This is a genomic window from Streptomyces sp. NPDC021080, assembly GCF_044333225.1.
Taxonomy (GTDB): domain Bacteria; phylum Actinomycetota; class Actinomycetes; order Streptomycetales; family Streptomycetaceae; genus Streptomyces.
In genome coordinates, this window is record NZ_JBIRQM010000007.1 from 285,213 (window position 1) to 297,553 (window position 12,341).

At 73.0% G+C, this 12,341-nt stretch carries 11 protein-coding genes; 4 read left to right on the plus strand and 7 right to left on the minus strand.

Going from position 1 to position 12,341, the window contains the following annotated elements:
- Window positions 1-3: 3 nt before the first annotated feature.
- The 5 genes from ACH4S8_RS19545 to ACH4S8_RS19565 form a co-directional block, all read right to left on the minus strand.
- Entirely contained in the window at window positions 4-3,108 is a 3,105-nt protein-coding gene (locus ACH4S8_RS19545; RefSeq protein ID WP_398395532.1) for an efflux RND transporter permease subunit, read from the minus strand.
- A gap of 156 nt (window positions 3,109-3,264) precedes the next feature.
- Window positions 3,265-3,942: a response regulator gene (locus ACH4S8_RS19550; protein WP_398395534.1), complete on the minus strand. Its 678-nt coding sequence runs from the start codon at window positions 3,940-3,942 to the stop codon at window positions 3,265-3,267.
- On the minus strand, window positions 3,939-5,204 hold the full coding sequence (locus ACH4S8_RS19555) for a sensor histidine kinase (protein ID WP_398395536.1): 1,266 nt from the start codon (window positions 5,202-5,204) through the stop codon (window positions 3,939-3,941). The genes ACH4S8_RS19550 and ACH4S8_RS19555 overlap by 4 nt, the downstream gene beginning before the upstream one ends.
- Before the next feature lie 123 nt (window positions 5,205-5,327).
- The gene (locus tag ACH4S8_RS19560) at window positions 5,328-5,606 is read right to left on the minus strand and encodes a hypothetical protein (protein WP_398395538.1); all 279 of its coding nucleotides are present in this window, start codon (window positions 5,604-5,606) and stop codon (window positions 5,328-5,330) included.
- A 29-nt stretch (window positions 5,607-5,635) separates the two neighbouring features.
- Window positions 5,636-6,433, minus strand: coding sequence for a PspA/IM30 family protein (locus ACH4S8_RS19565; RefSeq protein WP_398395913.1), 798 nt, complete (start codon window positions 6,431-6,433; stop codon window positions 5,636-5,638).
- A gap of 245 nt (window positions 6,434-6,678) precedes the next feature.
- Between ACH4S8_RS19565 and ACH4S8_RS19570 the strand changes: the two genes are divergently transcribed.
- Both ACH4S8_RS19570 and ACH4S8_RS19575 read left to right on the plus strand, forming a co-directional pair.
- A complete protein-coding gene (locus ACH4S8_RS19570) occupies window positions 6,679-7,305 on the plus strand; it encodes a DUF3043 domain-containing protein (RefSeq protein WP_398395540.1) in 627 nt (208 codons plus the stop codon).
- A gap of 83 nt (window positions 7,306-7,388) precedes the next feature.
- Window positions 7,389-8,090 (plus strand): class I SAM-dependent methyltransferase, encoded by a 702-nt coding sequence (locus ACH4S8_RS19575; protein ID WP_398395542.1) that lies wholly within the window; start codon window positions 7,389-7,391, stop codon window positions 8,088-8,090.
- Window positions 8,091-8,216: 126 nt separating this feature from the next.
- Here ACH4S8_RS19575 and ACH4S8_RS19580 read toward each other — a convergent pair whose 3' ends face one another.
- Window positions 8,217-8,429, minus strand: a complete 213-nt coding sequence (locus ACH4S8_RS19580; protein WP_361691930.1) for a hypothetical protein — start codon at window positions 8,427-8,429, stop codon at window positions 8,217-8,219.
- Between the two features lie 113 nt (window positions 8,430-8,542).
- Between ACH4S8_RS19580 and ACH4S8_RS19585 the strand changes: the two genes are divergently transcribed.
- Entirely contained in the window at window positions 8,543-9,742 is a 1,200-nt protein-coding gene (locus ACH4S8_RS19585; protein ID WP_398395544.1) for a bifunctional adenosylcobinamide kinase/adenosylcobinamide-phosphate guanylyltransferase, read from the plus strand.
- A 72-nt stretch (window positions 9,743-9,814) separates the two neighbouring features.
- Here the strand turns inward: ACH4S8_RS19585 and ACH4S8_RS19590 are convergent, their stop codons facing one another.
- Window positions 9,815-10,882, minus strand: coding sequence for a class I SAM-dependent methyltransferase (locus ACH4S8_RS19590; RefSeq protein WP_398395546.1), 1,068 nt, complete (start codon window positions 10,880-10,882; stop codon window positions 9,815-9,817).
- 122 nt (window positions 10,883-11,004) lie between these two features.
- On the opposite strand from ACH4S8_RS19590, the gene cobT reads away from it, so the two are divergent.
- Window positions 11,005-12,189, plus strand: a complete 1,185-nt coding sequence (cobT, locus tag ACH4S8_RS19595; protein WP_398395548.1) for a nicotinate-nucleotide--dimethylbenzimidazole phosphoribosyltransferase — start codon at window positions 11,005-11,007, stop codon at window positions 12,187-12,189.
- Window positions 12,190-12,341: the final 152 nt, after the last annotated feature.

Sequence of the window (12,341 nt, forward strand, 5' to 3'; positions counted from 1 at the left end):
CGGTCAGACCCCGGCGGGTTCCAGGGTCTTCTCGGGCTCCGCCGCCTCCCGCTTCGCCGCCCTCTTCTTCGCCCGGCGCTCCTTGCGCAGTTCGATCATCGCGTAGAGCGTCGGGACGAGCAGCAGCGTCAGCAGCGTCGAGCTGATGAGGCCGCCGATCACGACCACCGCGAGCGGCTGCGCGATGAAGCCGCCCTCACCGGTCACGCCCAGTGCCATCGGCAGCAGCGCGAAGATCGTCGCCAGTGCCGTCATCAGGATCGGGCGGAGCCGGTGCCGGCCGCCCTCGATGACGGCCTCGACCACGCCGTGGCCCTGCGCCCGGTACTGGTTGACGAGGTCGATCAGCACGATCGCGTTCGTCACCACGATGCCGATGAGCATCAGCATGCCGATCATCGCGGGGACGCCCATCGGGGTGCCCGTGACGACGAGCAGGCCGATCGCGCCGGTCGCCGCGAACGGGATCGACACGAGCAGGATCAGCGGCTGGACCAGCGAACGGAACGTCGCCACCAGCAGCATGAAGACGATCGCGATCGCCGCGAGCATCGCCAGACCGAGGTTCTTGAACGCGTCGTCCTGGTCCGAGGAGACACCGCCGATCGACGCCGTGGCACCGGCGGGCAGCTTCAGCTTGCCGAGCTTCGCCGAGAGGTCCGCGCTGACCGCGCCGGTGTTGTCGCCGGTCGGCTTGGCGGTGATCGTGGCGGCGCGCTGGCCGTCGATGCGGGTCATCGAGACCGGCCCGTCGACGAGCTTCACGTCCGCGATGTCGCCGAGCTTCACCGCTCCGAGCCGCAGCGCGCGCAGCTCCGCGATCGTGGTGACGGGCTTCGCGGACTTGATGACGACGTCACGCTCGGCGTCGTCCAGGATCGCCTTGCCGGTGGTCGTGCCGCGGACCGCCTGGGTGACGGCCGCGCCGAGGGTGGCGTCGTTGAAACCGGCCGCCGCGGCCTTGGAGTTGGCCCGGACCGAGATGCGCGGGACGCTCTGCGAGAGGTCGCTCGTGACGTCGGTGACGTCGTCCAGCTCGGCGACCTCGCCCCGGACCTGGCCGGCCGCCTCGCGCAGCACGTCCGCGTCCGCCGCCTTCACGACGACCTTGAGGTCCTGGCTGCCGAAGGCGTCACCGGCGGCGACCGTGGTGGTGCCGAGACCGGAGAGCTCGCCGAGCCCCTTCTCGATGCGGTCCTGGACGTCCTTGGCGGACGCGGAGTCCTCCAGCATGACCTGGTACGAGGCCTGGTTGGTGCCCGTGCCGCCGCCGAAGGCCGCCATGAAGCCGGAGGAGCCGATGGTGACCTGGTAGTCCTTGACGCCCTTGACGCCGTCGAGGAGCTTCTCGACCTTCTTCGCCTGCGCGTCGGTCGCGGCCAGGCTGGTGCCCGGCTTCAACGCCTGCTTGACGGTGAGGACTTCCTGCTCGCCCTGGTCGAAGAAGTTCGTCTTCAGCAGGGGCGCCATGCCGAACGTGCCGACGAGGACCACGGCCGCGATCAGCAGGCTGGTCAGACGGCGGCGGGTCGCGAAGCGCAGGACGGGGACGTAGAAGCGCTGGAGACGGCTGCGCTCCTCCTTCTCCTCGGCCTTGCGGCGGGCCTCCTCGGCGTCCGCCGGGGTGCCCTTGGGCGCGCGCAGGAACCAGTACGAGAGCACGGGGACGACCGTCAGCGAGACGAGCAGGGACGCGAGGAGCGCCGCCGTGACCGTCAGGCTGAAGGAACCGAACAGTTCGCCGACCATGCCGCCGGTGAGCCCGATCGGCAGGAAGACGGCCACCGTGGTGAGGGTCGAGGAGGTGACCGCTCCGGCCACCTCGCGGACCGCGGTGAGGATCGCCTCCTGGCGCTCCTCGCCGTATCCGAGGTGCCGCTTGATGTTCTCCAGGACGACGATCGAGTCGTCGACGACCCGGCCGATCGCGATGGTGAGCGCGCCCAGCGTCAGCATGTTGAGCGACAGGTCACGGGTCCACAGCACGATCAGGGCCAGCACCACGGACAGCGGGATGGACACCGCGGTGACCAGCGTCGAGCGGACCGAGGCCAGGAAGAGCAGGATGACCAGGACCGCGAACAGCAGACCGAGGGCGCCCTCGGTGGTCAGCCCGTGGATGGACTTGGAGACCGCCGGGCCCTGGTCGCTGACGACGGTGATCGCCGATCCCTTGCCCAGGTCGGCCCGCAGGCCGGGCAGCTTGTCCTTGACCGCGTCGGAGATGGCGACGGCGCTGCCGTCGTGGGCCATGGTGACGGTCACGGCGAGGCTCGGGCGGCCGTCGGTGCGCGTGATGGAGTCGGCCGCGGCCTGCTGCTGCTCGACGGTGGCGACGCTCGCGAGGCGCACCGGCTTCTTGCCGGGCGCTCCCGTGACCATCAGGTCCTGGATCTGGCGCAGCGAGGTGAAGCCGCCGCCGACCCGCACGGTGCGGTTGCTGCCGTCCTCGTCGAAGGATCCGGCCGGGACGGTCGCCCCGCCCGCCTGGAGCGCCTGGCCGAGGGCGGCCGGGGTGAGACCGGCCTTCGCCAGCTTCCTGTCGTCGGGCGTGACGGTGACCTGGAGGTCCCGCACACCGGCGACATCGACCCGGCCGACGCCGTCGATGCCCTCGAGGGCGGGGACGACGGTGCGGTCGAGCCGGTCGGCGAGCGCCTGCTGGTCCTGGCCGGAGGTGACGGCGAGGACGACGGTCGGCATGTCGTCGGTCGAACCGGCGATGACCTGCGGGTCGACCGCGTCCGGCAGCTGGGCGCGGGCCCGGTTGACGGCCTGCTGGACGTCGGCGACGAGCTGCTTGGTGTCGTTGCCGTAGTCGAAGGACGCCATGATCACGGCGTTGCCCTCGCTCGCGGTGGAGGTGACACCGGTGATGCCGTCGACGGCCCGGAGGCTGTTCTCGACGGGCTCGACGACCTGCTTCTCGACCACGTCGGGAGACGCACCCTGGTACGGCGCGAGCACCGACACCATGGGCAGTTCGATGGTGGGCAGCAGCTGCTGCTTGAGCTGGGGGATCGCTATCGCCCCGAAGACGAGCGCGATGATCGACATCAGCCCGATGAGGGCCCGCTGCGCGAGGCTGAATCTGGACAGCCAGGACATGGGTGGTGGGTCTCTTTTCCGTGGTTCGAGCGGAATGCGGGGGACGGGGGAACTCCCCACGTCACACCCTGGGCCATGAAAGGGCGACGATCCGTAGCCCCTGGGTCCATTTCCTTACCCGGAACCTACTCCAGGCGCAGTACGCCCGGGTAACGCTCAGTCCACCCTCGGGCGGACCAGGCCCGACTCGTACGCGATGACCACCAGCTGGGCCCGGTCCCGGGCCCCGAGTTTGGCCATGGCCCGGTTGACGTGCGTCTTCACCGTGAGCGGACTCACTTCGAGCCGCTCGGCGATCTCGTCGTTGGACAGGCCCGCGGCGACCTGGACGAGCACCTCGCGCTCGCGCCCGGTGAGCGCGTCGAGCCGCTGGGAGCGGGCGGTGCCGGGCCTCTCGTCGTCGCTTCGCGCGAGGAACCGGGCGATGAGTCCCTTGGTCGCCGCCGGGGACAGCAGCGCCTCGCCGCCCGCGGCGATCCGGATGGCGTTCAGCAGTTCCTCGGGCTCGGCGCCCTTGCCGAGGAACCCGGACGCGCCGGCGCGCAGCGACTGCACCACGTACTCGTCGACCTCGAAGGTCGTCAGCATCACGACCCGTACGTGCGCGAGGCCCGGGTCGGCGGTGATCATCCGGGTGGCGGCGAGTCCGTCGGTGCCCGGCATCCTGATGTCCATCAGCACCACGTCGGCCCGCTCGTCCCGGGTCACGGCCACGGCTTCGGCGCCGTCGGACGCCTCCCCCACGACCTCCATGTCGGGTTCCGAGTCGACCAGCACGCGAAAGGCGCTGCGCAGCAGCGCCTGGTCGTCGGCGAGCACGACACGGATCGTCATACGGGGTCCCCCAGGGCGGGTGTGCGGTTCTTGACCGGAAGGATCGCATGGACGCGGAACCCGCCTCCGTAGCGGGGACCGGCCGTGCAGCTCCCGCCGATCGCGGTGACGCGCTCGCGCATGCCGAGCAGCCCGTGGCCGCCGCCCTCGTCCGGCTCCGTGTCCTGTCCGGCGCCCGTGTCCTGTCCGGCGCCGTCGGGACCGTCGCCCTGTCCCGGGCCGTTGTCGAGGACGGTCACCTCCACCACCGGCCCGACCCGGACGACGCTGACCTCGGCCTTGGCTCCCGGTCCCGCGTGCTTGCGCACATTGGTCAGGGCCTCCTGGATCACCCGGTACGCGGCGAGGTCGGCGGCCGCGGGCAGCGCCGTGCCGGAGTCGGACCGGGCCACTTCGACCGGTAGCCCCGCGTTGCGGAAGGTGTCCGCGAGCTCGTCCAGCCGGGCCAGCCCCGGGGCGGGCTCGGTCGGGGCCTCGGGGTCGCCGGACTGGCGCAGCAGGCCGACGGTGGCGCGCAGTTCGTTCAGCGCGGACCGGCTGGCCTCCCGTACGTGGGCGAGCGCCTCCTTGGCCTGGTCGGGGCGCTTGTCCATCACATGGGCGGCGACTCCGGCCTGCACGTTGACGAGGGCGATGTGGTGGGCGACGACGTCGTGCAGATCGCGGGCGATCCGCAGCCGCTCCTCGGCGACGCGGCGGCGTGCCTCCTCCTCGCGGGTGCGCTCGGCCCGCAGAGCCCGTTCCTTGATCGCGTGCACGAAGGCCCGCCGGCTGCGGACGGCGTCACCGGCCGCGGCGGCCATGCCGGTCCAGGCGAAGACGCCGAGGTTGTCCTGGGCGTACCAGGGCAGCGGCCCGGCGAGCATGGCGACCGCCGTCAGGACCGTCATGGTGAGGAGGCCGACGCGCCAGGTCGTGGGGCGGTCGGTGGTCGAGGCCACGGTGTAGAGGGCGACGACGGCGGACATGGCCACCGGGGCGCGGGGGTCGGCGGTGACCAGCTCCACCAGGGAGAAGCCGACGGTCGCCGCGAGGACCGTCATCGGGGCGCGGCGGCGGAAGACCAGGGCCGCGGCTCCGAGGCCCATCAGGGCGAGGCTGAGGACGTCCGGGGTGCGGGCGCTCCAGGTCGTACCGCCGGCGCCGTGCGATTCGGCGAAGGAGCCGGCCACCATGGCGACGAGGACGCCTGCCGCGAGGGCGGCGTCCAGGGCGAGGCGGTGGTCCCGCAGCCAGTCCCTCGTACGCTCCAGGGTGCTCATCCGGTCCACGGTACGGGGCCCTGCCGGGCTTGGGACCGGCCGGTACGGCACGACTGCGCGCGGGCCCGGCTTCCGGTCCGGTGGGCACGGGCCCTCGGGCCCGGAAGCCGTGGCGCGGTGTGGTCAGCCGGGGATCAGGCCGTCGTCGCTCAGCATCGCGCGGACCTCGTCGAGGGTGGCGTCCGCGGACGGGAGGATGAGCTCCGACGGCTCCAGCGAGTCGTCGGGGAGCGGGGTACCGGCGTCGCGCACCGCGTCCAGGAGGGCTCCCAGAGTGCGGCGGAAGCCGGACTCGTCCCCCCGCTCCATCTCGGCGAGCAGTTCGTTGTCCAGCTTGTTCAGGGCGGTGAGCCGGCCGTCGTCCAGCCTCACCTGCCCCTCCCCCATGATCCGTACGATCATGTCGCCTCCTCAGGCCTGGGCCCGCCCGGTCACTGCTTGTCGAAGCGCGGAGTGTCCTGCGGCTGCGACGCCGGCCGGTCCTGACCCGTGCCGCCCTCGATCGCCTGCTTCTGCGACGAGGAGCCACCGGCCAGCTCGGCCTTCATGCGCTGCAGCTCCAGCTCCACGTCCGAACCGCCGGAGATCCGGTCCAGCTCGCTCTGGATGTCGTCCTTCGCCAGCCCGGACTGGTCGTCGAGGGCTCCGGAGGCGAGCAGCTCGTCGATCGCGCCGGCCCGCGCCTGGAGCTGCGCGGTCTTGTCCTCGGCACGCTGGATGGCGAGCCCCACGTCGCCCATCTCCTCGGAGATGCCGGAGAAGGCCTCGCCGATCCGGGTCTGGGCCTGGGCCGCCGTGTACGTCGCCTTGATCGTCTCCTTCTTCGTACGGAAGGCGTCGACCTTGGCCTGCAGACGCTGGGCGGCGAGGGTCAGCTTCTCCTCCTCGCCCTGCAGGGTCTGGTGCTGCGTCTCCAGGTCGGTGACCTGCTGCTGGAGCGCGGCGCGGCGCGACAGCGCCTCACGGGCGAGGTCCTCGCGGCCGAGCGCGAGGGCCTTGCGACCCTGGTCCTCCAGCTTGGAGGACTGGTTCTGGAGCTGGTTCAGCTGCAGTTCGAGGCGCTTGCGGCTGGTCGCCACGTCGGCGACGCCGCGCCGGACCTTCTGGAGCAGCTCCAGCTGCTTCTGATAGGAGTAATCGAGGGTCTCGCGCGGGTCCTCGGCCCGGTCAAGGGCCTTGTTCGCCTTCGCGCGGAAGATCATCCCCATACGCTTCATGACACCGCTCATGGGCTTCGCGCGCCCCCTTCTGACGGACTCCAGCTCCAGGTACTGCAACAGGACCCACAGTACGGGCCCTGCATCCATTACCGCACTGTTCGGGGACGGATGCGCTCATCCCCAAGGACGACTGCGCCCGCCACCGCTCCGGCGTGAGGAGTAGGTGGCACCCGGGGTGCACCCCTGAACGACGTCCCCTCTGTCCAGCACAGACGCACGGTGTTGCCGGATCGTTCCCCACTCGGCCGACGTCCATGCTCGCCGACCCCGTACCCTTGGGTTTTGTGTTCCGAAGCCGTGCGAAGGAAGAGAAGGCCCCCGCCGACAAGGCGCCGGTGACCGACTCCAAAGTGACCCGTGACCCCCAGGCCCCCAAGGGCCGCCCCACGCCGAAGCGCAGTGAGGCCCAGACCCAGCGCCGCAGCGTCGCCCAGACGCCGACGACGCGCAAGGAGGCGTCCAAGCGCCAGCGCGACGACCGCCGCGCGGCGATGGAGCGGCAGCGCCAGGCGCTGGCCAACGGTGACGAGCGCTATCTGCCCGTGCGCGACAAGGGCAAGGTGCGCCGGTTCGCGCGCGACTACGTGGACTCGCGGTTCTGCGTCGCCGAGCTCTTCCTGCCGCTGGCCGTGATCATCCTCATGCTGAGCGTGGTGCCGTCCGCCGTCCTCAAGAACGTGGCCCTGCTGCTCTGGCTGGTCATCATCGTGATGATCGTCGTCGACATGGTCGTCATCGCGATCCGCCTGCGGAAGCAGCTCAATGCGCGCTTCCCGGACGAGAACACCAAGGGCGCGGTCCGCTACGCCCTGATGCGCACGCTCCAGCTGCGTCGACTCCGGCTGCCGAAGCCGCAGGTCAAGCGCGGAGAGCGGCTCTGAGCACTACGTCGTTCTCCGGGGGCGCGGCGGATGCCTGGCTGAGCAGGCTGGGCGGGCTGCGGGATGTCGTACGGCAGGAACTGGTGGCCCGGCAGCTCGATGAGCAGATAACCGGGCGGTATCCGGTGGGGCAGCGCCTGCGCGTGCTCGACGTCGGGGCGGGCCAGGGCACCCAGGCCCTGCGGCTCGCGCGGGCCGGTCATCAGGTGACCGCGCTCGAACAGGACGCCACGATGCTGTCCGTGGCCCGCGAGGCGGTGGCCGCCGAGCCCGAGGGCATCCGGAGCCGGGTGCGCCTCATCGAGGGCGACGGCCACGAGACCGGTGTGCACTTCCTGCCGGGCAGCTTCGACGTGGTGCTGTGCCACGGCGTCCTGATGTACGTCGAGGAGCCCGACGCCCTGCTGGCGGGGCTGGCGCGGATGCTGGCCCCGGGCGGGCTGCTGTCGCTGCTGGTGCGCAACGCGGACGCGCTGGCCATGCGGCCCGGGATCGGCGGGGACTGGGCGGCGGCGCTGGCCTCGTTCGACACGACCGCCTACACGAACCGGCTCGGTCTCGACGTCCGCGCCGACCGGCTCGCCACGCTGACCGCCACGCTCGCCGGGATCGGTGCCCCGCTGCACGCCTGGTACGGGGTGCGCGTCTTCACGGACACGGCGGCCGACGGCGCTCCGGTGCCGCCGGACGCGAAGACGCTGCTGGCCGCGGAGGAGCGGGCCGGGCGGACGGACCCCTACCGCCAGGTGGCGGCCCTCCTGCACCTGTGCGGTGTGCGGGGCTGAACGCCCCCAGGAGTGCCGAACGCCCCCGGGCCGCCGCACGGCTCCGGACCGCCGGTGTCGCCCGCACGGATCGCGTGGCGGGCGGCGACGGGTTGCCGGGGCGGTTCCCCGGCAACCCCTGCCGGCCTACTCCGCTTCGGCGTGCAGGCTCATCGGACCGTAGATCTGGGTGCTGTCCTCGAAGAGGAACACCTGGTCCGCGCCTCCCGCCAGAAGGTCCTTCCACACCTCACCGATCCAGGACTCGGCATCGCCCTGGGTGGTGAACTCCTCGGGCTGCACCGCGGGTTGGACCTCTGTCCCGTCGGACTTCTCGAACCGCCACGTCCATGCCGCCATGTACGCCTCCAAGGTGTGAGCACACTGCACAGCGGAAGCCGGACAAGATCCGTCTCCCGTCCGAAGCCTAGCCGGACGCGCAAGACGTGCGGGGACACGGAAAAATCGGCGGCGTGGAACTGACTCTGCTCGGCACCGGTGCCCCCGCGGGCCTGCCCCGCCCCGACTGTCCCTGCGCCGCCTGCGCGAGCGCGCTCGGCGGGGAGGCGCGGGCGGCCACCGCGCTGCTCGTCGACGGCACACTGCTGCTCGACCTCACCCCCGGCGCCGCGTTCGCGGCGGCCCGCGCCGGACACTCTCTGGGCGGCGTACGGCAGGTACTGCTCTCCCATCCGCACGACGGACCCGCCGTGGAGGTGCCGGCCGGGCTGCCGCAGCCCGGCCGGGTGCCCGACGGAAAGGAGTTGGCGCTGCTGAAGGGTCACCGGGTGCGGGCGGTGCCGATGGACGCGCCCGGCACGGGGTACGCGGTGACCGGCCCGGCCGGGCAGCGGCTGCTGTACCTGCCGCCGGGCGCGGCGCCGGCGGGCCTGGACGAGAACGGCGGCGCGTACCACATGGTGCTCCTGGACGTGGTGGGCCGTCCCGACGCCCTGGCGCGGCTGCGCGCGGCCGGGGCGGTCGACCCGACGACGGACGTGATCGCCGTGCACCTCGACCACGACGTGCCCCCGGGGCCCGAACTGCGCAGGAGGCTCGCCGCGGCGGGCGCGCGGGCCGTGCCGGACGGGACGACGCTCGACGTGGGCGTCTACGAGGACGTGCCCGACGTTCCGCGCCGGACGCTGGTGCTCGGCGGGGCGCGTTCGGGCAAGTCGGTGGAGGCGGAACGGCGGATGGAGGCCTTCCCCGACGTCCTGTACGTCGCCACGGGGGGCACCCGGGGCGGGGACTCCGAATGGGCGCAGCGGGTCAGCGTCCATCGTGAGCGGCGGCCCGGTTCCTGGCGGACCGTCGAGACCTGCGACCTGGTCCCACTGCTGGCCGAGGAGGGCCCGGCGCTGCTCGTGGACTGTCTCTCGCTGTGGCTGACGGACGCCATGGACTCGGTGAACGCCTGGGACGACGCCGAGTGGTCCGGGGGCGGCGAACGCGCCCTGCGCGCCCGCGTGGAGGAACTCGTCGCCGCGGTCCGCGCCACCCGCCGCACGCTCGTCGCCGTCTCCAACGAGGTGGGCTCGGGCATCGTGCCCGCCACGGCCTCCGGGCGCCGCTACCGCGACGAACTCGGGCGGCTGAACGCGGCGTTCGCCGGGGAGTGCGAACACGTGCTGCTGGTGGTGGCGGGGCAGGCGCTGACGCTGCGCGGCTGACCCGGGCCCGCTTCCCGGACCCCGGTCCCCCGCACCGGGTTTCCGGTTCGCCCGCGGCCGCGGGCGACGGGCTCAGGGCTCCTTGCGGGCGACGACGCGGTACGCGTTCGAGAAGCGGGTGCGGCGCAGCAGGGGGGCCAGCAGCCGGTCCAGCGCGGCGGCCGAGGCGAGGAGCGGGGCAAACGCCCGGCCGAGGGCCGGCCGCGCGGCGCGCCGGAAGGGGGTCGGCGGTGCCGGGCGCCAGGGGACGTCGGGGCCGGGGAGTGCGCGGCCGAGCGCCAGGGCGAGGGCGCCGGAGAGGTCGTGGGGAACGTGCGGTGCGCGCCGGTCCGTCGCGACGACCACGCAGCCGAGGGCTTCGAGTTCGCCGAGCAGGTTGGGCAGCGGCACGAGGTGCAGATGGAACGGCTGGCCGTGGGCCGGCCACCACTTGCCGAGCAGCGCGCCGAACGCGCAGTCGGGGTCGGGCACTTCGACCAGGAGGTGTCCTCCGGGCCTCAACACCGCGAGCGCCGCGCGCAGTTCCTCGCGGGGTTCGGGTGCGTGCTCCAGGTGGTGGAACATGCTCACGACGTCGTAGCGGGCCCGCAGCCGCGTCGCGATCCCCGGGTCGGTGAGCCGTCCGACGTGCGCCTCCTCCACCCGTCCCGCCGCCCGCGCCCGCTCGACGCGCCGCGTCGGGTCGAGACCGTCGAAGGACGTGTACGGGTGGACCTTCTTGGCCGTCGCAGGGAAGTGCCCGAGCCCGGTGCCGACGTCGAGCCAGCTCTCCGGCTCCGCGAGGGGCAGCAGGGCGCGGGCCGCCGCGAGGTGGCGTCCGGTTCCGCCGCGGGCGCCGAGCAGCCGCCCGGCGAGGCTCTCGTAGGCGTCCTCGCGCAGGTCCCGGTGGTAGAAGGCCAGCCCTTCGGGGGTGAGGCGGGGGTTCTGGAAGGCGTGGGCGCAGTCCCCGCACGCGTCGACGACGAACGTTCCCGGCCTGTGCCTGCGCAGATCCGGCGTCCGCAGCCGGGTGCGCAGGCGCTTCGAGCCGCACCAGGGGCAGTCGGCGCGGCGTGGTTCGTGGAACCGGGCGGTGCCCTGGGCGAGTTCGGCCGCGTAGGCGGCACGGCGTTCGGCGATCGGTGGCGGGGCGGTGGGCATGGACACTCCTGTCGGGGACGAGCCGTACGACAATCCGATACAAACGGTACGTATGGGAAAGGGTTTCGGAGTGCAGCGACGTGGCGCGGACGCGTTCGATCCGTGCCGGTACTGTTCGGCGAATGAGCTCGCTTAATCTCGACGACTTCACCGATCTGATCGAGCGTCCCGACGGAGGCGTACGCCGTGACGCCGAGGCGCGCCGGGAGCGCCTGATCGTGCCGCCCGGGTCGCTGGGCCGCCTCGACGACCTGGGCGAATGGCTGGCGGCGGCGCAGTCCGCGGTGCCGGTACGGCCGATCGAGCGCCCTCGTGCCGTGCTGTTCGCGGGCGACCACGGGATCGCCGCTCTCGGCGTGTCGGCGCGCCCCGCGGGCGGTGCCGGCCGGCTGGTGCGGGCGGTCCTGGAGGGCGCGAGCCCCGCGTCGGTGCTGGCCCGCAGGCTCGGCGTGCCGGTGCGGGTGATCGACATGTCGCTGGAGGCGGATCCCGCGGGGCTGCCCGACGAGGTCGTACGGCACCGGGTCCGCAGCGGCTCGGGGCGGATCGACGTCGAGGACGCGATGACCCTGGAGGAGGCGGAGGCCGCGTTCCGGGCCGGAGTGGCCCTCGCGGACGAGGAGGCGGACTCCGGTACGGATCTGGTGGTGCTCGGCGACATCAGCGTGGGCGGGACCACGGCGGCGGCCGTCCTCGTCGCGGCGCTGTGCGGGACCGACGCGTCCGTCGTGACCGGGCGGGGCGGGCAGGCCATCGACGACCTCGTGTGGATGCGCAAGTGCGCCGCGGTGCGCGACGCCCTGCGGCGGGCCCGGCCCGTGCTCGGGGATCAGCTGCAGCTGCTCGCGACGGTGGGCGGGGCCGACCTGGCGGCGATGACCGGCTTCCTGCTGCAGAGCGCGGTGCGGAAGATGCCGGTGATCCTCGACGGGGTCGTGTCGGCCGCGTGCGCGCTGGTCGGCCAGCGGGTCGCCTTCCGGGCGCCGGACTGGTGGCTGGCGGGGCAGCGCAGCGGGGAGCCGGCGCAGGCGAAGGCGCTGGACCGGATGGCGCTCGAGCCGCTGCTCGACCATGGGGTGATGGTGGGTGAGGGGGCGGGGGCGTTGCTCGCGCTGCCGCTGGTGCAGGCTGCGGCAAGTCTTGCGGCGGAGCTTCCGGAGGCTTCCTCCCCGGAACCGGAGGAAACCCCGGCCGAGCCCGCCAAGCCCGAGCCCGAGCCCGAATCCGGCTCCGAATCCGAATCCGGTTCGGACTCCGGCTCCGCGCCCGGCTCCGAGCCCGACGCGAGCTCCGGCTCCGACGCGTAGCCCCGGCCCCGCGCCGGAGCCCAAGTCCGTACCGGCCGGGGGGGGGGGGGGCCGGGGGGGGGGGGGGCGGCCGCCCCCGCCCAGCGCCAGGCCACCCGGGGTTGTTTCCGGCACCGCGCGGAAGAGGGGGGGGTCCGCAGGGACGGCGGGGA

What these genes read in the sequence shown, in the direction of transcription:
- cobT (WP_398395548.1), top strand. Translation starts at nt 11,005, where the DNA reads ATGAGCTCGCTTAATCTCGACGACTTCACCGATCTGATCGAGCGTCCC.
- ACH4S8_RS19570 (WP_398395540.1), top strand. Translation starts at nt 6,679, where the DNA reads ATGCTCGCCGACCCCGTACCCTTGGGTTTTGTGTTCCGAAGCCGTGCG.
- ACH4S8_RS19580 (WP_361691930.1), bottom strand. Translation starts at nt 8,429, where the DNA reads ATGGCGGCATGGACGTGGCGGTTCGAGAAGTCCGACGGGACAGAGGTC.
- ACH4S8_RS19545 (WP_398395532.1), bottom strand. Translation starts at nt 3,108, where the DNA reads ATGTCCTGGCTGTCCAGATTCAGCCTCGCGCAGCGGGCCCTCATCGGG.
- ACH4S8_RS19550 (WP_398395534.1), bottom strand. Translation starts at nt 3,942, where the DNA reads ATGACGATCCGTGTCGTGCTCGCCGACGACCAGGCGCTGCTGCGCAGC.
- ACH4S8_RS19560 (WP_398395538.1), bottom strand. Translation starts at nt 5,606, where the DNA reads ATGATCGTACGGATCATGGGGGAGGGGCAGGTGAGGCTGGACGACGGC.
- ACH4S8_RS19565 (WP_398395913.1), bottom strand. Translation starts at nt 6,433, where the DNA reads ATGAGCGGTGTCATGAAGCGTATGGGGATGATCTTCCGCGCGAAGGCG.
- ACH4S8_RS19590 (WP_398395546.1), bottom strand. Translation starts at nt 10,882, where the DNA reads ATGCCCACCGCCCCGCCACCGATCGCCGAACGCCGTGCCGCCTACGCG.
- ACH4S8_RS19555 (WP_398395536.1), bottom strand. Translation starts at nt 5,204, where the DNA reads ATGAGCACCCTGGAGCGTACGAGGGACTGGCTGCGGGACCACCGCCTC.